Genomic DNA, 21,166 nt, shown 5'->3' with positions numbered 1-21,166 from the left:
TCCCTAGCCCGCGGCGGCCAGGCCTTTCAGGTATCGGATACCTTGCAGGGCACGGCTGCCGTACCAGGACATCATCTCCCCATCGACCAACTGCACCGGCTTGCCGATCTGACGCTCCAGCGCATCCACGTGTTCTTCAGTGAAGCGGTAAGGCTCGGACGATAGCAGCACCTGGTCCACATCCTGCACCAGCGCATCGCTCCATTGGAAGCTCGGATAGCGCACGTCGCCGATCCCGGGAATCGACCAGCCGATCAGCGCCAGCATGCGGGCGATATAAGTATCGCGCGACACGGTCATCCACGGGTCTTTCCAGATGCAGTACAGCACGCGCTGCGGACGGCCCGCCCGCACTTGCGCCAGCTCGCGTTCGAACTCGCTGCACCAGGCATGCGCCCGCTCCTGCGCGCAGAACACGCCACCCATCAACTGCACCAGCGCCAGGTTATCGCGCGGTTCGATTGGATGGGTGACCACGATGTTCGGCACGAATTCCGCCAGCTTGTCGACCGTAGGCTTTTCGTTTTCGTCGATGTTTACCACCAGGTGGGTGGGAGCCAGCTTGCGGATCTTCTCGATGTTCACGTCCTTGGTGCCGCCCACCTTCGGTATATCGCGCACCACCTGCGCAGGATGGATGCAAAAACCGGTACGGCCCACCAGTTGCGGCGCCAGTCCCAGGTCACAAAGAAGCTCGGTAATCGAAGGCACCAGCGACACGATGCGCGCGTTTGGAGCGGCCGCATGTTGCTGGCCGAGGATGTCGGTAAAAGTCATGGGCGATATTGAACCACACTTAGGCTATCATTAACACCTGTTGATACCGTAGTAAGAAAGTTCATCTTGAAACCGATTGGCACCTTCGGCGCATCCGCTTACCAGATCCAGGCCTTGCAACTGTTCCGCGGCGCCGACAGCCTGCGCATCGCACCGTTGTTGAAAAACTGCCCGGTTGTGCAGGTTGAACAAGGCGAGGTGGTCGCAGACCCGCAACGCGCCCGCCTCTATATCGTATTGCGCGGCGCCTTGTCGGTGGCGGCGGATATGAGCACCGGCATGTCCGATGGCAGCACCATCAGTAAGGTCCTGCCCGGCGAGAGTGTCGGCGAACAGGCCGTGCTCGACGAAGAAGCCAACCAGGCCACGATTACCGCGCTGGAGCAAAGTCAATTGCTGGTGATCGAAGCGGACCTCGCGTGGGAGCTGATCGATGCCGCCAACGGCGTCGCCCGCAACCTGCTGCGCATGCTGTCCTTCCGCATCCGCGCCGCCAACGCGCAATTGCGGCGCCGGCAAAAGCTTGGCGAGTTCTATCGGCAGCTTTCGATGGTGGACGGCCTGACCGGCTTGTACAACCGCGCCTGGCTGAACGACTTCCTGCCGCAACTGATCGCCAGCGCCCAGGCTACCGGCCAGCCACTGTCGCTGATCATGCTCGACATCGACCATTTCAAGAAATTCAACGACAGCCACGGCCACCTGCAAGGCGACGAAGCCCTGCGCACCGCGGCGCAAGTGCTGACCGGCGCCCTGCGCCCGACCGACTTCGCGGTCCGCTACGGTGGGGAAGAAATGATGGTGGTCCTGCCCGACACGAATGTGCAGGTGGCCGAAGCAGTCGCCGCCCGCCTGTGCCAGCGCATGCGCGAAGCCATCGTCTTCAGCGACATGCGGCAACCGCTGCCGCACATCACCAGTTCCTTCGGCGTCGCCGCCCTTGGCGCCGTCCACGACGAAACCGCCCTCATCGCCACTGCCGACGCGGCCCTCTACCGCGCCAAGGAATCCGGCCGCAACCGCGTCGAAGTCGCAAAGTGAAAGTCGGGGTCAGCTCCGGCAATCGGACACGGGCTCAGCCGCTCGCGGCTGAGCCCGTGTCCGATTGCCGGAGCTGACCCCGACTTTTTTAGAAACTCAGCAATTCTTTCAGCTCTGCGGCATTGCGGCGCGAGATTTCCAGCACTTTGCCGCCCGTCAGCGTCACGTCGTAGCCCAGATTCATCGATTCTTCGATGCGCACAATGGACTGCAGGTTGACGATGTGCTGGCGATTGGCGCGGAAGAAGAATTTCCTGGGCAGGCGCGCCTCAAGGCTGTTCAGCGACTTCTTGACGTAGGCCCGCTTATCGCCAAAGAACACTTGTACGTAGTTCTTGCAGCTCTCGATGTAATGAATTGAATCGAGCGACACCAGGTGGCAACGGTCGCCATCCTTGATGAAAACCTTGCTGTTGAACTCCAGTTCCGGCTTTTGCGCCTCGTCCGCCTCCACTGCTCCAGGGTCTCCCGTCAGCTTGCCGATGGCAACCGCCAGGCGCTCCATGCTGATCGGTTTGAGCAGGTAATCCACGGTATGGAAATCGAAGGAACGGATGGCATGCTCCGAATATGCGGTCGTGAAGATCACGCGCGGCACATAATCGAGCTGCTCCAGCAGGTCGAAGCCGGTGGCGCCGGGCATATGGATGTCGAGGAAAACGACTTCCGGCCGCAACTCCTGCATCAAGGCCAGCGCCGTGCCTGGATGGTCCGCCTGCCCAATGACGTCGATTTCTGGAAAGGCCTGCAGCATGCGCACCAGTCCCTCACGCGCGAGACGCGAATCTTCTACTACAACCGCTTTCAATGTGCATACTCCTTTGGTAAGGTCACAGTCACTTTGAACTCGCCGGCACCGGGTTCCACCAGCATCGCCGCCAGCTCGCCATACAGCAGCTGCAAACGCCGCTCGATATTTTGCAGACCGATGCCAATGCCGTGCGCCTTGCCGGGCGCCTGATGCGGCGCGTCGTTACACACCTCGAACACCAGGCAATCTTCACGTTCGGCCAGCTCTACCGACAGTCTTCCTCCGCGCTGAAGCTTCTCAAGCCCATGCTTGACGCCATTCTCAACCAGCATCTGCAGCACCATCGGCGGCACTAACATTCCCTGCAATTCGGCTGGTATGCGGATCGTGAAATCAATCCGCTCCTCCAAGTGGATCTTTACGATGTCCACGTACTGGTGGATGATCGCCAGTTCGCGGCGCAAGCTCACCTTGTCGTGCCGGCTGCTTTCCAGCGAATAGCGCAGGATTTCCGAAAGAGAGGTCATCATGCGGTCCGCAAGCTGCGCGTCCTCATGCATCATAAAACGGATGTTGTTCAAGGCGTTGAACAGGAAATGAGGATTCAACTGGTTCGACAAGCTGCTTAGCTGAGCCTCCTTCAAGCCATTCTGCAGGCGCAAGGTATGCAATTCGGTTTCCCGGATGTGACGCATCGAGGTGACGCTGGTATAGATAAAACACCAGATGCAGACAAAGAGTTGGCTTTGTACCGCTTGTTCAACGAACGAGTCGAAGTAATATCGCCACGGGTCGAAAGACATCCCGAGCGCGTGGTACTGGGCGCGCACCTCACCGATGAACGGCGGAGCAACAAGCGACACGATCAGGAGCGCCATCGCGATGCCCGCCACGGCGCTGTAACCGACGGCGATCATGACAAGGCGTCCCATCGACAGTCGCTTCCAGGCGCGTTGCTGGTAAATCCAGCGAAAACACAGCACCACCACCGTGTACACAGGCATCCACACCGCGCTTGCCGACAGCTTGCTGACGACGCGGTAGCCGGTGAAATAGATCATCAATGCCGTCACCACAAAGCCGAGGGCGAGCGCGCTGCCGTGGAAGATCCAGAACTGCCTGTCGCGCGGGAAAAAATGGTGTGGGGGCATGGGCCAGGATTCTATCTCACCACGCCCGAATGCGTTCGCTCGCCGGCTTGAACATGGCATCGCCCGGCTTGGTGTCGAACGCATGGTGGAATGCATCGAAGTTCACCGCCGGCCCGTTGCTGCGGAATTCGTTAGGCGCATGGGGGTCGGACGCCAGCAACTGCAGCACCCGTTCGTCGCGCGCCTTTTTGCGCCAGCTTTTCGCATAGTTCAGGAAGAAGCGCTGCTCACCGCTATAGCCATCCACCAGCGGAACGGCTTTGCCGGCCGACGCAAGCTGAAAGGCCCGGAACGCCACCTGCAAGCCGGTCAGGTCGGCCATATTCTCCGACAGCGTCATGGCGCCATTGACAAATTTTCCCGGCAGTACCTCGTAGCGGGAATACTGCGCCTGCAAGCGCTGCCCGATCTCCTCGAAGGCTCTCCGGTCGGCATCGGTCCACCAGTTGCGCATGACGCCATCGCCATCGAACTGCGCGCCCATCGTGTCGAAACCATGGCTGATTTCATGGGCGATCTGGACGCCGATACCGCCGTAGTTTGCCGCATCGTCGGCCGCCATATCGAACAATGGCGCCTGCAGCAATCCAGCGGGCAGGTTGATTTCGTTAAGCATTGGATCATAGAAGGCGTTGACGGTAATTGGGGACATGGCCCAAGCTTTACGGTCCATTGGTTTGCCTGCCTGCGCCGCCTTGAACTCCCATTCGAAACGGCGCGCACGATGACGATTGCCAAGCGCGTCGCCGTCGCGCACCTCAAGCGCGGAATAGTCGCGCCACTGGTCCGGATGGCCGATCTTGGCCGTGTATTTGGATAGCTTGAGCAAGGCCTGCTCACGTGTCGCCGCCGACATCCAGCTGCTTTCGACGATGACTTCGCGATAGGCGCTGAGCAGATGTTCTACCATGGCACCGACGCGGGCCTTATGCGCGGCGGGGAAATGACGTTCGACGTACGCTTTGCTTAATGGCTCGCTCAAGGCCGAACTGATTTCGATGACCGCGGCTTCGACACGCGGCGCCTCCGCGCTCAAGCCACCAAGCACCTTTCCCCTGAAAGCGAAGCGCGCGTCGCGGAAAGCCTTCGGCAGTACCGGCCCCGCCTCGTCCAGGCTACGCAGCTTGAAATACATCTTCCAGTCATCCAGGGATACTTCGGCAAGCAGCTCGGCGATCGCCTTGGCCGCTGCAAGCTGCGCCACCGTCACGCGTTCGTCCGCAGGCATGCTGGCGGCTTGCATGAATGCCGGCCAATCGATGCCCGGCGCGTGGCGCATCAGCTCCTGAGCGTTCATCGGGTTGTACATCAGCGCCGGATCGCGCGCTTGCGCCAGCGGCAGCTGGACTGCAGCGATTCGCCGCTCAAGCGCAACCACGCGCGACGCCATCGCGACGGGCCGCGGTTGGCCCGCCAATGCCGCCAGTTTGGCAAGATAACCCTGGTAAGCTGTTCGCGCCGTCGCCATCGGCCCGTCCGGCGTCAGGTAGTAATCACGGCTCGGCATGCCAAGCCCGCCCTGCCATAGCATGACGCGATTCAGCGTCGGGTCCTTGAAGTCGGCAAAGCCACCCCACAGCCACAGCGGCGTCTCGATGCGCCCCTGCACGCGCCCCATCCATTGCGCCAGCTGGCGGCGATTGCCGATTGCATCGATCTCGGCCAGCAGGGGGCGCAGCGGCGCCAAGCCGGCTTTCTCGATGCGCACAGTATCGAGGTATGACGCGTAATAGCTGCCGATCTTACGTTCAATGCTGCCGGCACGTTGCGGCTTGGAGGACAGCTCCTCGACGATACTGCGGACGCGCTGATCTACGATGTCGGGCAATTCTGCGCCATACGACTCCGAGCGGTTCGCGGGAATGACGGTGGCTTCTAACCACGCCCCGTTGACGGCGCGGTACAAGTTGTCCTGGATACGCGGCGCAGCCGAAGCTGCGTGGGAGCTGAGAAAAACCAGCGCAGTCAGGCTGGCAAGCTTCATCAGTTTCATGGTGGGCCTTTCGAATGAATGGATGATTCATTCTCGGGCCGAACCAGTCGGCGCGGAAAATAAGGTGCCGAACGGCGATGCGTGGGGATGGGTGGTCAAAAACGCGGCGCCACGTCGTACGGCTAGCTGCAAAGGACGGCGACAAGCTAATCCTACATCGAGGTGCAGCATCGCTACGACAGCAATTTCGAACGCCGCATGTTCAGCCACCTCCGTCGCCTGCAAGAAATACACTTGCGCTGTCCTCAGCCTGGCAATCCCTGGAGTGCCGCGCCATGCAAGCGGTCTTTCAGCATTCAGACTGGTCCCGCCGGACAACATGGCTGTTGCTGGGCCTGCTCAATCAAATAATTGAACTACCAATGGAACTTCAATCCCAGTTCCAAGATCAAATGCATGCGATGGACAGAAGGAGGAGCAACATGGACATTGCCATGGAACTGATGCCAGGTTTTGCCGAGAAGATCCGCGACAGAGCGCGCGAAGGCGTGCTGGACGGGCAGCGCCAAACGGTGGAACGCGTGCTTACCGTCCGTTTCGGCAAACTTCCCGGTGAGGCATTGAAAAGAATTCGTGAGTCGTCCCTGGACGAGCTTGCGATATGGACCAGAAATCTGTGCGATGCACCGACACTTGCCAACGTGTTTCGCGTATGAGTCCTTCAGCTTGCATCGCGGTCAGGCAATGGATACTAGCAGGCTGCTTCCTGTTGCTTTCGCGCGCCCAAGTGCTTCAAGTACCCAACGTACGCCAGCAGGCCAATCGTCGTTGCTATCAAGGAAGCCCGCATAGTTCTGCAGCTTGTCATGGAAGTCCTCGACTTCGTGCGGCAACAGCCATGACCAGTAAAAGACGCCATCGACCGATCGATAAGAATGGCCATCACATTCGGCCAAGGAGTTGCCCGCAAACAGCCTTTTATAATAACGGCACAGTTCATCGCTCGCAGTCGGAAGCACCGCCGAGAGCTCTTGCGCATAACGGTATAACTTATGCTCTTTAGGGGTAATGTCTTTATCCCCATGACGATCGGTGATGTCGCAGAAGCTCCAGTATTCGTGCACGATGCAGTCGATTAGGTAAGCGTCATCATGATCGCTCGCCTTGAGGGCATCAGCCCCTCGTACGGAAAGTTCCTCAAGCTTCGCCAAAAATAGACATACGTGCCCAAGATGCCGCCTTGCTACGCTTAGTTGCCGCTGGCTGCAGCGATCAAACGCTCGGGGGCGAGGATGGCGTATTCGCCGAAGATGCCGGTGCCTAACAGCCGGCCGTCGTCGGCGTAGATGCGCACGCGGCCTTCGTATGGCGTCGGCACTGCGATGTTCGGCTCTTTGCCGAGCGGCAGGCGTTGGCCGTGCAGGAAGCGCTTCGCGAGGTCGGCGTTCAGCACGATGCGCGGGAAGGAGGACAGCAGCGCGTCCACTGGCGCCAGCAGCTCACGCGGTGCCGCGTGCGCGGCCAGGTCTTCCAGCGTGACCATCTTGTCGGTGGTGAGCGCGCCGACTTGCGTGCGGCGCAGGGCGTTCAGGTGGGCGCCGCAACCGAGCGCTGCGCCAATGTCTTCGCCCAGCACGCGGATGTAGGTGCCTTTGCTGCAGGTGACTTCGATCTTCAGGAATGGCGCCTCGTACGCCACCAGCTCGAGCTTGTGGATTACCACGTCGCGGGCTTCGCGCTCCAGCGTTACGCCTTCGCGGGCATACTCGTACAGCGGCTTGCCGTCGCGCTTCAAAGCGGAGTACATCGGCGGCACTTGCTTGATCGGACCGCGGAAGCGGGCCATCACGGCTTCGATCTCGGCTTGCGTGGCCGACACCTCGCGCGCTTCCAGCACCTGGCCTTCGGTGTCGCCGGTGTCGGTACGCACGCCCAGGTGCACGGTAGCCAGGTAGGTCTTGTCGGCTTCCAGCAGGTCTTGCGAGAACTTGGTCGCTTCGCCGAAGCACAGCGGCAGCAGGCCGGTGGCGAAGGGGTCGAGCGTGCCGGTGTGGCCGGCTTTTTTCGCGTTCATGAAGCGCTTGGCCTTGATCAGGGCGTCGTTGCTGGACAGGCCTACCGGCTTATCGAGCAGCAGCACGCCGTCTACGGCATCGCGCACGCGCTTTACACGTGCTTCGGTCATTCTTCGTCTGCGTTCTCGTCGTAATCGGCGGCGCGGCTGGCGTTGGCCTTGTCGATCAGGGCCGACATTGCCATGCCGCGCGAGGCGGACATGTCGTGCAGGAAGTGCAGCTGCGGCAGCGTGTGGATGTGCAGGCGCTTGCCCAACTGGTTGCGCAGGTAGCCGGCGGCGGCGGCCAGGCCGGCCAGGGTGTTCTTGATCGACTCAGGGTCGTCCTTCAGGGTGGTGAAGAAGACCTTGGCGTGCGCATAGTCGGGGGTCAGCTGCACTTCGGACAGGGTGATCATGCCCACGCGCGGGTCCTTCACTTCGAAGGCGATCAGCTCGGACAGGTCTTTCTGGATTTGATCCGCCACGCGCAGGCCGCGCTGGGGGATGGATTTGCTGTGTTTTGCCATGATGATTCCTTTTTAAACCGGTAACCCGGTGTCTGACCTGCAGGGTCGGACACCTGACACGCCGCAGTTGCGCGCCGAGTGTCTGACCCTGCGGGTCAGGCGGGACGGCCGCCCGGCTGGTTTACCGGTTCTAACAAACTAAAAGGCGGGTGCCCTGCCCCGCTCTCGCGAGGCGGGAAGCACCCGCCGTGTATCGCGCCGTCCTGCTGTTACAGGGTACGGGCGATCTCCTGCACTTCGAACACTTCGAGCTGGTCGCCAACTTCGATGTCGTTGTAGCCCTTCAGGTTCAGGCCGCACTCCAGGCCGGCGCGAACTTCCTTCGCATCGTCCTTGAAGCGCTTGAGCGAGTCGATCTCGCCGGTCCACACCACGATGTTGTTGCGCAGCAGGCGGACGGAAGACGAACGCTTGACCACACCGTCGGTAACCAGGCAGCCCGCAATCGCGCCGACCTTGGAAACGTGGATGACTTGGCGAATCTCGACCTGGCCGGTGACGTGCTCGCGCTTCTCCGGCGCCAGCATGCCCGACATCGCCGCTTTGACCTCTTCGATCGCATCGTAAATGATGTTGTAGTAGCGGATGTCGACGCCGTTGGTCTCGGCCAGCTTGCGCGCCTGTGCATCGGCACGGGCGTTGAAGCCGATGATGACTGCCTTGGAAGCGGTCGCCAGGTTGACGTCCGATTCCGAGATGCCACCCACCGCTGCGTGCACGATCTGTACCCGCACCTCGGAGGTCGACAGCTTCTGCAGCGAGCCGACCAGCGCTTCCTGCGAACCCTGCACGTCGGTCTTGATGATCAGCGGCAGGTTCTTCACTTCGCCTTCGGCCATCTGGTCGAACATGTTCTCCAGCTTCGCGGCCTGCTGCTTCGCCAGTTTCACGTCGCGGAACTTACCTTGACGGAACAGGCCGATCTCACGGGCTTTACGCTCGTCTGCCATGACCATGGCTTCTTCACCGGCGGCCGGCACTTCGGTCAGGCCCTGGATCTCGACCGGGATCGAAGGACCGGCTTCCGAAATGGCCTTGCCGTTTTCGTCCAGCATCGCACGAACGCGGCCGAAGGACGAACCTGCCAGCACGACGTCGCCGCGCTTCAGGGTACCCGACTGCACCAGGATGGTGGCCACAGGACCGCGGCCCTTGTCCAGGCGGGCTTCCACCACCAGGCCGCGCGCAGGCGCTTCGACCGGTGCTTTCAGTTCCAGCACTTCCGCTTGCAGCAGCACTTGCTCCAGCAGGTCGTCGATGCCCTGGCCGGTCTTCGCCGATACCGGCACGAATGGCGAATCGCCACCGTATTCTTCCGGCACCACTTGCTCGGCCACCAGTTCCTGGGTCACGCGGTCAACGTTGCCACCCGGTTTGTCGATCTTGTTGATCGCCACAACCAGCGGCACGCCTGCTGCCTTGGCGTGGGAGATAGCTTCCTTCGTCTGCGGCATCACGCCGTCGTCGGCTGCCACCACCAGGATGACGATGTCGGTTGCTTTCGCACCGCGGGCACGCATTGCCGTGAAGGCCTCGTGACCTGGGGTATCCAGGAAGGTGATGGTGCCGCGCGGGGTGTCCACGTGGTATGCACCGATGTGCTGGGTAATGCCGCCGGCTTCGCCCGACGCGACCTTGGCGCGGCGGATGTAGTCCAGCAGGGAGGTTTTACCGTGGTCGACGTGGCCCATCACGGTCACCACTGGTGCGCGCGGGGTTGCTTCGTACTCGGCGTGTTCGCCCTGGTCGGCCAGCAGCGCTTCCGGATCGTCGACAGCGGCAGCGAAGGCCTTGTGGCCCATCTCTTCCACCACGATCATCGCGGTTTCCTGGTCCAGCACCTGGTTGATGGTGCACATCTGGCCCAGCTTCATCAGCTGCTTGATCACCTCGGATGCCTTGACTGCCATCTTGTGTGCCAGTTCGGCCACGGTGATGGTTTCCGGCACGTGCACGTCATGGATGATCGCTTCGGTCGGCTGCTGGAAGTTCGTTTCGCGATCTTCATGGTGGCCGCCGCGGCGACCGCCCTTGCCGCCAGCGCGCCAGCCATCGCGGCCGCCTGCATTGGCGCCGGTGTTGCCACCGCGGCCTTTGCCTGCACCGCCGCCTGGGGCGCCACGGCGCTTTTCATCCTGCCAAGTCGAGGCCACGTTGGCCGACTTGATGGACTTCTTGTCGCCGCCCTTCTTGTCGTCCTTCTTCTCGCCGGCTGGCGCTGCGGCGGTAGCGGCAGGCTTCTTGTCGGCTGGCTTGTGCAGGGTGCCTTCGGCAACCTTCGGCTTGGCGGCAGCAGCTGCCGGTGCCGGCTCTGGAGCCTTCATCACGCGGCGCGGCTGGCTCATCATCAGCTTGATCTGGGCCACTTCGTCGGCAACTGCCTTACGGGCACGTTCGGTCGCTTCGGCGCGCTCGGCGGCTTCCTTGGCGGCGATTTCGTGCTTGCGCTTCGATTCTTCGGCTTCGGCCAGGCGCTTCTTCTCTTCTTCTTCGGCGGCGGCTTTCTGCGCGGCGCCGGCTGCAGCGGCGGCAGCGGCTTTCTCGGCGGCGGCCTTGTCGGCTGCAGCTTTCTTGGCTTGCTCTTCCGCTACGCGCTTGGCTTCCTCTTCGGCGGCTTTGGCTTGTGCAGCCTTTTCCTCGTCGAGCTTGGCCAGGCGCTCCTGTTTTTCTTTCAGTTCCGCTTCCTGGCGGGCGATCAGCTCGGCCTGGCGGCGGGCTTCTTCTTCACGGCGCGCCTGTTCGGCGGCGTCGATCACCGGGGCGGCCGGCTTGGCTGCTGCCGCGGTGGTCAGGTCGTCGCGCTGCACGAAGGTGCGCTTCTTGCGCACTTCGACCTGGATGGTGCGGGCCTTGCCGGAGGCATCGGCCTGCTTGATCTCCGTGGTCTCTTTACGAGTCAGGGTGATCTTTTTCTTTTCGCCCGGCTCTGCGCCTGCGCCGTGGGTACGGCGCAGGTGTTCCAGCAGCTTGTCCTTATCATCTTTTGACAATGGATCTGACGCCGAACTCTTGTCGACGCCAGCAGAACGCAGCTGCGACAGCAGCAAATCTGCAGGCATCTTCAGTTCGGTGGCAAATTGGGCTACGTTGTTACTCGCCATTCAGTCCTCTTTTCTATGTGTCTCGATGATAATTAAAGCTGCTTTACTACTCAGGCCTTTGCGGCTTCGGACGACGCCCAAGCCTTGGCTTGCAGGGCCTTGGCGCGATCATCGTACTTACCGTCGACCAGCTTCATTTCATCGTCGGTCACATTCTCAAACTCATTCGAAATCAGTTCACGTGCGCGGTCGGTCGACAGGGCCAGGATGGCGCCGAATTCGTCGTAAGCCAGACCGGCGAATTGCGCCAGGGTCTTGATGCCTGCGAGGCCCAGCTTGCCCGCGGTGATGCGGTCCATGCCTTCCAGGCCAACCAGCGACTCTTCCATGCCTTCCAGGCCTTCTTCCGAAGCGATGGCTTCGGTCACCAGGGCGTCGCGGGCACGGGTACGCAGTTCGTTGACGGTGTCTTCGTCGAACGCTTCGATGTCCAGCATCTCGGAGATCGGCACGTAGGCGATTTCTTCCAGGCTGCTGAAACCTTCTTCCACCAGGATGTCGGCCACTTCCTGGTCCACATCCAGCTTTTCCATGAACAGTGCACGCACGGCTGCGGTTTCGGCGGCCAGCTTGTCGGCCGATTCTTCCGCGGTCATGATGTTGATCTTCCAGCCGGTCAGCTCGGAAGCCAGGCGCACGTTCTGGCCGGAGCGGCCGATCGCGATTGCCAGGTTTTCTTCGTCGACCACCACGTCCATCGCGTGCTTGTCTTCGTCAACCATGATCGAGGACACGTTGGCAGGAGCCAGCGCGCCGATCACGAATTGCGCAGGATCTTCCGACCACAGCACGATGTCTACGCGCTCGCCGCCCAGTTCGCCGGTCACGGCCTGCACGCGCGAACCGCGCATGCCGACGCAGGTACCGATCGGGTCGATGCGCTTGTCGTTGGTGTGCACGGCGATCTTGGCGCGGACGCCGGCGTCGCGCGCAGCGGATTTGATCTCCAGCATGCCCTGTTCGATCTCTGGCACTTCCAGTTCGAACAGCTTCATGATGAACTCTGGCGCGGTGCGCGACAGGATCACTTGCGGGCCGCGCATATTGCGGTCAACGCGCAGGATGTAGGCACGTACGCGATCGCCAATACGCAGGTTCTCTTTCGGGATCATCTGGTCGCGTGGCAGGCGCGCTTCGATCTTGCCGGATTCGACGATCGCATCGCCGCGCTCCATGCGCTTGATGGTGCCGGTGACCAGCGCGTCGCCGCGCTCCAGGAAGTCCTGCAGGATCTGTTCGCGTTCAGCATCGCGCACGCGCTGCAGGACCACTTGCTTGGTGTCCTGGGCGAAGCGGCGGCCGAATTCCACGGATTCGATCGGCTCTTCGATGTATTCGTCGACTTCGATGTCAGGGATCTGCTCTTTCGCTTCGAACAGCAGCACTTCCTGGTCTGGCAGCTGCAGGCCGGCTTCGTCCGGCACTACGTGCCAACGGCGGAACGACTCGAACTCGCCGCTTTCACGGTCGATCGAAACGCGAATATCCACTTCGCCTTCATAGCGCTTCTTCGTGGCTTGCGCCAGTGCGAACTCGAGCGCGCCGAACACGACTTCCTTGTCGACGTTCTTTTCGCGCGCCAGCGCATCAACCAATAACAATACTTCGCGACTCATGCTTTGCGGCTCCCAAAATTCACCTGCGGCACCAAGCGTGCCTTATCAATGTCCGCGAGCGTGAAATTCAGCACCGCCGGACCTTCTTTACCTTCAAATTCAATACCCAGTTGATCGCCTTCAGGCTCCGTCAGGATGCCCTGGTAGGACTTGCGATTCGCAGTGCCTGGAATGGCCATGCGCAGCTTGACGATGGCTTCGCTGCCGGCAAAGCGGACGAAGTCGCTGAACTTGCGCAGCGGACGGTCCAGGCCGGGCGACGAGATTTCGAGGCGTTCGTAGGGAACGTTCTCGACCGTCAGCACGTGCGACAATTGGTGGCTCACCGTGGCGCAGTCTTCAACCGTGATCGGGCCCTTCTCTTCTGCATCTTCCGCCGTGAAGTCGATATAAACCCGCAGCAGTCCGCGTTCGGCCCGTTCGAAATCGACCAGGTCGTAGCCAAGGCCAGCGACGGTTTTTTCAATCAATTCAGGCAGTTGCAAAAGAAATCTCCAGATACTTAAAACGATTCAACCAAAAAAAAATGGGCAACTGCCCATCTTTCGTTACTGCAGCCAGATGAAAGCACTCTCGGCAAAAATACCTGCGAAGAACTTTAACTAGGCTGCTCATTATAGCGCCTTATTGACTTCGCTGCAATGCCGCATACCACATCGGGAGCAGGTGTAACAATAGCAAGCTGCGTTAAAACCAACACCTGCGAACCGGCACCCGGGTCTGACCCTCGGGGTCGGACACCCGTTACGCGGCGGCTACAGGCCGGGTGTCAGACCCTGCGGGTTCGATCCGGCTCACCGGTTTCCGGCACTAATCAGCCCTTACGCCGGCGCGGCATGCCGTGGTCGGACGCCCCGCCGCGCGGCTGGTGGCCGCCGCGGCGCTGCTGCCCCTGGCCATGGCCATGGCCCTGGCCGGCAAAACCAAAGGTAGTCATCAGCGGATCCGGCTGGCGCGGACCGCCCTGACCCTTCCCCTTGCCCTTACCCTTACCGCCGGCACCGCCGGCGTTGCCCCGGCCATGGCCGCCCGGCTGCTGGTCGCCAAAGCCAGCGAATCCGCCAGCGCCACCATGACGCGGTGCGCCATAAAACGCACCCTGGCCCTGGTTGCGGCCACCACGCGGCGCCTGCGGGAACGGGTCGGCGTTCTTGTTGCTCACATCCATGCGGTTGCCATTCGGCTCGCGCTCACGCTTGCCCTGGCCTTGACCCGGGCCACCCTGCGGCTTCTTGCCTTCGCCGGCACCGGCGCCGCCTTCCTTCTTGAAGCCGACTGCCGACAGCAGGTCGCGCACGGAGTTTTCTTCCATCTCCTCCCAGCGGCCACGCTTCAGGTTGCTAGGCAGGGTCAGCGCACCATAACGGGTACGGATCAGGCGCGACACGGTCAGGCCGATCGCCTCGAACATGCGGCGCACCTCGCGGTTGCGGCCTTCGCCGATCACCACGCGGTACCATTTGTTGACGCCTTCACCGCCACCATCGGCGATCTTGGTGAACTGCGCCATGCCATCTTCCAGCTCGACGCCGGCCAGCAGTTTCTGGCGCATGCCCTCTTCCAGCTCGCCCAGGGTACGCACAGCGTATTCGCGGTCGATGTTGTAACGCGGGTGCATCAGGCGGTTGGCCAGGTCACCGGAGGTGGTAAACAGCAGCAAGCCTTCGGTATTGAAGTCCAGGCGGCCGACGGCCAGCCATTTGCCGGTTTTCATGGTCGGCAGGCGGTCGAATACCGATGGGCGGCCATCCGGGTCGTCGTGCGACACGATCTCGCCGGCCGGCTTGTGATAGACCAGTACGCGCGGCGGCTTCTTGGAAACCTTGCGCTGCACCAGCTTGCCGTTGATGCGCACCGCATCGGTCGGCAGGATGCGCTGGCCGATATGGGCCGGCTCGCCGTTGACCGACACGCGGCCGGCAATAATCAGCTCTTCCATATCGCGACGGGAGCCCATGCCCGCTTCCGCCAGCACTTTGTGCAGCTTCGGCGCGTCATCTTCCGCCGTCAGGTCGCGGCGTGCCTTGACCGGCTTGCCGGAACCGCCTTCGTCGCGGTCGAAGGCGTCGGAGGTCACGAAGGAGAACACTGCATCGGCTTCGGACGACTTGTCCTTGGCCTTCATCTTGTTGCCGAAGGCGCCCGGCACGCGCTGTTTGCCCTGGACGGCCTTATTTTGGCCGCCCTGGCCCTGGCCGACCTCGGCTTGCGGGCCTTGGCCTTCGCCATGCGCCTGCTTGCCGTGCTTGCCCTTCTTGCCCTTGTGCTTGCCATGCTTATCGTGGCGCTTTTCAGCCGGGACAGCGGCTGGCCAAGGGCTCGCACCCTCACCGGCCTCACCGCCCGAGGCCGCAGCCGAAGCCGCGTCTTCAGCCGGCGCGCCTGCCGATTCGGCCGCGACAGCTGCAGCCACCGCCGCCTTCTCAGCCTGGCGTAGCGCGCGCTGCTCGCGCATCTGGCGCGGGCCGCGCGGCGCGCGGCCGCGATCCTTACCCTGGCCTTCACCACCCTCGCCGCCTTGCGCAGCATCCACTGGCGCCGATGCCGCCGATGCCGGAGCCGCCTCCACCGCCGGCGCAGCTTCCGTCGCCGCAGCCTTCCGGGCGCGCGGCTTCTTGGCCGGAGCCGCTTCGGCGCCTGCAGCAGGCTGTTCGACCGCTACGGCTGCAGCTTCGGCAGCAGCCTTGGTACGGCGCTTGGGCTTCGGCGTCTCGCCGGCCGCCAATGCCGCAGCATTATCGGCCTCGATCTGGGCCTTGGTACGGCGCTTCGGTTTGGCGGGTGCGGTGTCGGCGGCTGCCGGGGTACCGGTCTCTGGGGTGTTATCAGGCTTGTTCATTATTCGTTTCTGCTAAGGGCTCGACGTTATCGGGCGCCGGGTCGTCTGTTACAGACGGCGCCACGTCCGGCGTCGCCTCTTTCTCTTCTTCTGCTGCTTGTGCTTCCTGCGCCGCCTTCTCGAAGTTCTCCGTCAGGCGGGCCTCCAGTACTTCCAGCGGATTTTCATTCTGCGTATCGCTAATCTGCTGCAGCGGCGGCAGTTGCGACAACGATTCCAGTCCCAGGTCGTCCAGGAACTGTTTCGTGGTGCCCAGCAAAGCCGGGCGGCCCAGTACATCGCGGTAACCGACAGTGTCGACCCAGCCGCGGTCTTCCAGCATCTTGATCGTCTGCGAGTTCACCGCCACGCCGCGGATTTCTTCGATATCGCCGCGGGTAACCGGCTGGCGGTAAGCAATGATGGCCAGCGTTTCCAGCGTGGCGCGCGAATACTTCTGCGGTTTTTCCGGATTCAGGCGGTCCAGGTACATCTTCATTTCCGGCCGGCTCTGGAAGCGCCAGCCGCTGGACAGGCTGACCACCTCAATGCCGCGCCCCTGCCAATCCTGACGCAACTCTTCCAACAATTCCTTGATCGTATCGGCGCCAACACCGGCGCCGAGCGGATTGCCCTGGTCGTCGGTTTCGACGTACAGCTTTTTCAGGCTGTGGATCGATAAGGGTTCACGGGCGCATAGCAGCGCAGCTTCGAGGACTTTCTTAGCCTCTGCATTATCCATACACTACATTTGGTTGTGTAACTATGTAAGAAGGCGCCGGACCGCTACGCGCCGGGGCGAGAGTCTCAGGTGGAGAGCGTTTTCAGGGCGAAAACAAGGCGGGCGACAGGCGCCGCTTCATCCAACTTGGGCAATTGTACCTGATAAAACCGGAGAGAAGTGTAAAAGCCTGTTTCGCTCAGTCCGCGAGGCGCTCGGCCAGGATTGCCGAAACACCAACAAAGGCAGGGTACTCGGCAGTAATCACATAGGTAGGAATCGCGGCCAGGTACTTGTTGAAGCGCCCTTTTTCCTCGAAGCGCGCGCGAAAGCCGGAGCGATCGAAGCGCTGGCCCAGGCGCGGCACGATGCCGCCGCCAATATAGATGCCGCCCGTCGCGCCCAGTGTCACACCGAGATTGCCGGCGATGGTGCCAAGCATGGTGCAGAAGTGCTCGACCACGTCGTCGCACAGCGGGCATTCCCCCGACAGCGCGCGGCGCGCAATTTCCGGCGCCGACAGCACCGGTTCCTCATGGCCGCGCTGGGCCACCAGCGCGCGGTAGATCAGTTCTATGCCGACGCCGGACAGCAAGCGCTCCGCCGAGACATGCGGAAATTCGGTCCAGGCGTACTGCAGGATCGCGACCTCTTCCGGATTCATCGGCGGGAAGCTGACGTGGCCCCCCTCGCTCAGCAGCGCGGTCCAGCCCGACGCCGATGGGATCAGGCCCGACACGCCCAGGCCGGTGCCGGCGCCGATCAGACCCAGCGGCGCACCGGCTTGCGGCGTGCCGCCGCCGACCTGGCGCTTCTGCTCGTCCGCCAGCAGCGGCAGCGAACGCGCCAGCGCGGTGAAGTCGTTGGCCACCACCAGCACCTCGAAGCCGACTTCCAGGCGCAGCGCCTCGATCGAAAACTCCCAGTGGTGGTTGGTCATCTTGACGAAATCGCCATTGACCGGATTGGCGATTGCAATCGCACCATGGCGCACGCCCAGGCCGGCGGCCGCCGCAACATCCGGCAAGGCCAGGTAAGCCTTCAGCGCATCGGCCAGGGTGGCATAGGCCGCACCGGACAGCACATGGATATTCTCGATCCTGCCGGGCGCCAGTTCCAGCGCAAACCGGGCATTGGTACCGCCGACATCGGCCAGCAGGCGCGGGCTTGGGAAGATGGCAGGCGTTGCGGAGGTGGTCTGGACGGTCATGGGCGCAAGCAGTTAAGTTGAGCCTTAATGCTAAGGGATTTGTTAGCCGATGCGCAAGGAATTCTTTGTAGTTTGAGTACAAAAACCATAAAACCAAGGTTGAAATGCTACATTGCGAGATATCCATGCAGTAGTATGACTACTCCACCACCCGAGAAACGGGCGCGCGCCATCCCGCCTGGCAGGGCGCGCGGCGGGTTGCCTTCAATGATTAATGGCGGGAATCTGCAGGAGTGAAGCCGTCCGGCGCCTGTTCTGCGATCACGGCAGATTCGCTCGCGCTGCGGAAAGCGGTATTCCAGGCTTCCAGTCCGCCGTGCAAAGGCTTGGCGCGCTTGTAGCCGTGGGAATGGAGCTGTTTGGCCACCTTGGCGGCGGTAACATCGTTGGGGCAGCTGCAATAGACGATGATGTGGCGGTCTTTCGGCAAGGCCTTGATTACCGCCAGCGGGTCGCTCGCCCCCACCAGCAAGGCGCCCGGCACCGGCGGGTCGAGCAATTGCGCAGTGGCGCTGCGGGCATCCACCATGACCGGGTCGCCGCCCGAATCGAGCAGCTCTTTCAGCTCCGCGATGCTGATGCGTTCGGTCTGCATCGCCTTCTGGAAGCGGCGGCGCTCGATGAACTTGGCCAGCACGAACAAGCCAAGCAGGACGGCCAGCACGGTCAGCGCGGTCGAACCCATGGTCGACAGCACTTCCAGCACCTTGTCGACATCGGCATGGAAGTAGGCGCCGATCAGCAGGCCGGTCGCACTCCACAGCAAACCGCCCAGCAGGCTGAAGCCGAGAAAAGTCGGCACGCCCGTGCCCAGCGCCCCGGCCATGGGCGGCGCAATGGTGTTAAAGCCCGGGATGAACTTGGCCACCACCATCGACTTCGGTCCCCATTTGCGGAAATTGTCTTCCGTCTGGCTGACACAATAGTCCGGCGACAGCGAGATCTTGCACAGCAGCTTGAGGATGCGCTTGCCAAAGCGGCGCCCGGCACGGAACCAGAAGAAATCGCTGAGCAGGCATGCCAGCATGGCAACCCCGAGTACCACGGGAAATGGCGCGCTATGGCTGTTATCGACGGCCAGGGCACCGGCCACGATCAGCACCGGATAGGCAGGGATTGGCAACCCCATCTGTTCGACCAGCACCACGACAAAGACGATCAGGACACCATACTGCTGCAACAAGGTAATTAGGTTAGCCATAGTTCGTCTATGGTAGCGCAAAACGGGGGCTATGGCAGGGCCCCCTCCACATACTGCAGGGAGAGCTGTTGCTGCAGCATCCGGAACAGCTTGTCCTGTTCCACCGGCTTATGCAGGAAGTCGTCGGCGCCGGCCGCCTGCGCCTGTTGCCGCTCGCCGCCGAAAGCCGACGCCGTCATCAGCACCACGCGCGGCTGCGGCAAGCCGTGGTCGGCGCGCAGGCGGCGCGTCGCTTCCAGCCCGTCCAGCACAGGCATGCGCCACTCCATCAGCACCAGTTCCGGCTGGGTTGCGGCGATCGCGTCCAGTGCTTCCACCCCATCCGACGCCTCGTGCACATCGAAACCGGCCGGCACCAGCATGCTGCGCAGCAGGTGGCGGCCGTCGACGCCATCATCGACCACCAGGATGCGCCGGCCCTGGTGCATCGGCGCCAGTTGCGGCAGGCGCGCCAGCGGCGCGCCGGAATCGGCTTCTTCAGCCTCGATGGTGAAGCGGAATACCGTACCTTCGCCCGGCTGCGCCTCCCTCTCCAGCTCACCGCCCATGATGCGCACATACTGGCGCGAAATGGCCAGGCCAAGGCCGGGATCTTCAGGAATGCCGGCTATGCCGGCATGCACGGCAAAGGCCAATCCGTGCCGCCCGCCGGGCAAGACCGTCGGGCGCAGGGACAGCGTGACCACTCCATCGCGCACATACTTGAGCGCACTGGCAACAAGGTTAAGCAGCACATGGCGCACCTTGGCGCCATCCATTGTCAATGCGCGCGGCAGGGCACCGCATTCGAGCTTCAGCCCGACCCCGGCCTGCGCCGCACGCTCCGCCACCATATCGCACACATCGCGCAGCATCTGCGCCACATCGACTGCTTCCCGATGCAGGCTGACGCCGCCCGCCTCGATCCTGGACAGCTCAAGAATATCGTTGATCAGCGCCAGCAAATGCTGGCCGGAGCGGTGGATGATCGCCATATTACGCTTTTCATCGGCCGACATGGTGGTCGAATGCGCCATCAGGCGCGAGAAGCCAATCACCGAATTCAGGGGTGTGCGCAATTCATGGCTCATGGTCGACAGGAACACGCTCTTGGCGCGGCCGGCCGCCTGCGCTTCCGTCACTGCGACCGAAAGCGCTGCCGTGCGCTCGCTCACCAGTTCCTCCAGGTGGCTGCGATGGCGCCGCAGTTCGTGCTCGGTCTCCATGGCCTCGGTCACGTCGATGCTGACGCCGACCATGCGCACCACCTTGCCTTGCAGGTCGCGGAAAGAGCGCGCCATGGAACGCAGGTGGCGCAGCGTACCGTCGGGCCGGCGGATGCGGAACTGCAGCGAAAAATCTCGTTCGCCGTTCAGCGCGGCCGCCACTTCGCGGCGCGCCCGCTCGCGGTCTTCCGGCACCACGCGCTCCAGCCAGGCCTTGTAGTTGCCGCCGCCAAGCCGCGTCCCCAGCCCATACTGGCGCATGATCTCATCGTCCTGCATCAGTTCATCATGCGGCACATCCCAGTCCCAGATGCCGATGCAGGCGGCGCGGGTGGCGACGCTCAGGCGCTCCTCACTTTCGCGCATGGAGCGGTAGCGGCTATCGAGCAGCTCCCACATCTTGTGGATGGATTCCTTCAGGGTGCGCAGCTCGCCGTAAAACCAGGCCTTTTGCGGCGTGTCGCCCATGACGTACTGGCCGACCGCCTTCAGCGGCCGCAGGATCAGGAACCACAGCAGGCCATACATGCTGGTGACCAGCACCGCTGCCAGCACCAGGATTGCCATCAGGTTGGCACGGCGCTGGTCCTGCAGGTCCTGTCGCAAATAGGCCGGGGTTGCAAAGACTTTGACGGTGCCGATCGTGGCGCCATCGGCCACGATCGGGCGCTGGGCCACCAGCATGTCCGGCGTGGTTGACAGCGGCAGGCTGGTTTCCAGCTTGTCGCCGGCGCCGCGCTGCACTACCTGCTCACGCTTGCTGCCGGTGCCGTACAACACAATGGCATGCAAGTCGCGCTGGTTCATGCTGGCGCGCATGATGGACAACACCTGCTTGTCGTCGAAATTCCAGGCCGGCATGGCCACGCCCAGCGCAAGCTGGTCGGCGCTGATATTCAGCACGCGCTGCAACTCCTGCCAGCGCTTGCTGCTCTCGGAAGAGTAGGAATAAGCGGCAAACACCAGCAGCACGGCGCTGACGATGGTCGTCAACGCCACGCTGACCAGTAATGCGATGGAGGCAACTTTGTTCGAACGCAAAGACCTGCTCCGGCCGG

The 21,166-nt window shown here is 62.3% G+C and carries 17 protein-coding genes; 2 read left to right on the top strand and 15 right to left on the bottom strand.

Annotated features, from left to right (window positions below; translation table 11 throughout):
- Positions 1 to 3: 3 nt before the first annotated feature.
- Positions 4 to 777, bottom strand: coding sequence for a helical backbone metal receptor (locus ACWBU6_RS08430; RefSeq protein ID WP_452648363.1), 774 nt, complete (start codon positions 775 to 777; stop codon positions 4 to 6).
- A 66-nt stretch (positions 778 to 843) separates the two neighbouring features.
- Here ACWBU6_RS08430 and ACWBU6_RS08425 point away from each other — a divergent pair, with 66 nt between their 5' ends.
- Positions 844 to 1,818, top strand: coding sequence for a GGDEF domain-containing protein (locus ACWBU6_RS08425; RefSeq protein ID WP_452648362.1), 975 nt, complete (start codon positions 844 to 846; stop codon positions 1,816 to 1,818).
- Between the two features lie 88 nt (positions 1,819 to 1,906).
- On the opposite strand, the gene ACWBU6_RS08420 is transcribed toward ACWBU6_RS08425, so the two are convergent.
- Genes ACWBU6_RS08420 through ACWBU6_RS08410 form a run of 3 tightly spaced genes read right to left on the bottom strand, consistent with a single transcriptional unit; the run spans position 1,907 to position 5,713 of the window.
- Positions 1,907 to 2,626: a LytR/AlgR family response regulator transcription factor gene (locus ACWBU6_RS08420; protein WP_452648361.1), complete on the bottom strand. Its 720-nt coding sequence runs from the start codon at positions 2,624 to 2,626 to the stop codon at positions 1,907 to 1,909.
- A complete protein-coding gene (locus tag ACWBU6_RS08415) occupies positions 2,623 to 3,720 on the bottom strand; it encodes a sensor histidine kinase (protein WP_452648360.1) in 1,098 nt (365 codons plus the stop codon). The genes ACWBU6_RS08420 and ACWBU6_RS08415 overlap by 4 nt, the downstream gene beginning before the upstream one ends.
- A gap of 16 nt (positions 3,721 to 3,736) precedes the next feature.
- Positions 3,737 to 5,713 carry a M13 family metallopeptidase gene (locus tag ACWBU6_RS08410; protein ID WP_452648359.1) on the bottom strand — a complete coding sequence of 659 codons (1,977 nt, stop codon included), beginning with the start codon at positions 5,711 to 5,713 and terminating at the stop codon, positions 3,737 to 3,739.
- 275 nt (positions 5,714 to 5,988) lie between these two features.
- On the opposite strand from ACWBU6_RS08410, the gene ACWBU6_RS08405 reads away from it, so the two are divergent.
- Complete coding sequence (locus ACWBU6_RS08405) at positions 5,989 to 6,369, top strand: hypothetical protein (RefSeq protein ID WP_452648358.1); 381 nt, start codon at positions 5,989 to 5,991, stop codon at positions 6,367 to 6,369.
- Positions 6,370 to 6,390: 21 nt separating this feature from the next.
- Here the strand turns inward: ACWBU6_RS08405 and ACWBU6_RS08400 are convergent, their stop codons facing one another.
- From ACWBU6_RS08400 to ACWBU6_RS08350, 11 genes are all read right to left on the bottom strand, one after another.
- Complete coding sequence (locus tag ACWBU6_RS08400; protein WP_452648357.1) at positions 6,391 to 6,864, bottom strand: hypothetical protein; 474 nt, start codon at positions 6,862 to 6,864, stop codon at positions 6,391 to 6,393.
- A 38-nt stretch (positions 6,865 to 6,902) separates the two neighbouring features.
- Positions 6,903 to 7,838, bottom strand: a complete 936-nt coding sequence (truB, locus tag ACWBU6_RS08395) for a tRNA pseudouridine(55) synthase TruB (RefSeq protein ID WP_452648356.1) — start codon at positions 7,836 to 7,838, stop codon at positions 6,903 to 6,905.
- Positions 7,835 to 8,236 (bottom strand): 30S ribosome-binding factor RbfA, encoded by a 402-nt coding sequence (gene rbfA, locus ACWBU6_RS08390; RefSeq protein ID WP_130315186.1) that lies wholly within the window; start codon positions 8,234 to 8,236, stop codon positions 7,835 to 7,837. Before rbfA ends, truB begins: the two co-directional genes overlap by 4 nt.
- 209 nt (positions 8,237 to 8,445) lie before the next feature.
- Entirely contained in the window at positions 8,446 to 11,337 is a 2,892-nt protein-coding gene (gene infB, locus ACWBU6_RS08385) for a translation initiation factor IF-2 (protein ID WP_452648355.1), read from the bottom strand.
- A gap of 50 nt (positions 11,338 to 11,387) precedes the next feature.
- Positions 11,388 to 12,953 carry a transcription termination factor NusA gene (nusA, locus tag ACWBU6_RS08380; protein WP_452648354.1) on the bottom strand — a complete coding sequence of 522 codons (1,566 nt, stop codon included), beginning with the start codon at positions 12,951 to 12,953 and terminating at the stop codon, positions 11,388 to 11,390.
- Positions 12,950 to 13,438, bottom strand: a complete 489-nt coding sequence (gene rimP, locus ACWBU6_RS08375) for a ribosome maturation factor RimP (protein ID WP_130315189.1) — start codon at positions 13,436 to 13,438, stop codon at positions 12,950 to 12,952. The genes nusA and rimP overlap by 4 nt, the downstream gene beginning before the upstream one ends.
- A gap of 329 nt (positions 13,439 to 13,767) precedes the next feature.
- A complete protein-coding gene (rluB, locus tag ACWBU6_RS08370; protein ID WP_452648353.1) occupies positions 13,768 to 15,792 on the bottom strand; it encodes a 23S rRNA pseudouridine(2605) synthase RluB in 2,025 nt (674 codons plus the stop codon).
- Positions 15,779 to 16,513, bottom strand: a complete 735-nt coding sequence (scpB, locus tag ACWBU6_RS08365; protein WP_452648352.1) for an SMC-Scp complex subunit ScpB — start codon at positions 16,511 to 16,513, stop codon at positions 15,779 to 15,781. Before scpB ends, rluB begins: the two co-directional genes overlap by 14 nt.
- A 178-nt stretch (positions 16,514 to 16,691) precedes the next feature.
- Positions 16,692 to 17,702: a glucokinase gene (locus tag ACWBU6_RS08360; protein ID WP_452648351.1), complete on the bottom strand. Its 1,011-nt coding sequence runs from the start codon at positions 17,700 to 17,702 to the stop codon at positions 16,692 to 16,694.
- Between the two features lie 211 nt (positions 17,703 to 17,913).
- Positions 17,914 to 18,903 (bottom strand): VTT domain-containing protein, encoded by a 990-nt coding sequence (locus ACWBU6_RS08355; RefSeq protein WP_452648350.1) that lies wholly within the window; start codon positions 18,901 to 18,903, stop codon positions 17,914 to 17,916.
- 29 nt (positions 18,904 to 18,932) lie between these two features.
- Complete coding sequence (locus ACWBU6_RS08350) at positions 18,933 to 21,149, bottom strand: response regulator (protein ID WP_452648349.1); 2,217 nt, start codon at positions 21,147 to 21,149, stop codon at positions 18,933 to 18,935.
- Positions 21,150 to 21,166 lie beyond the last annotated feature (17 nt).

The organism is Pseudoduganella sp. HUAS MS19 (assembly GCF_053615455.1).
The sequence above is the reverse complement of the archived record's forward strand: the minus strand, read 5'-3'. Positions and strand labels throughout refer to the sequence as shown.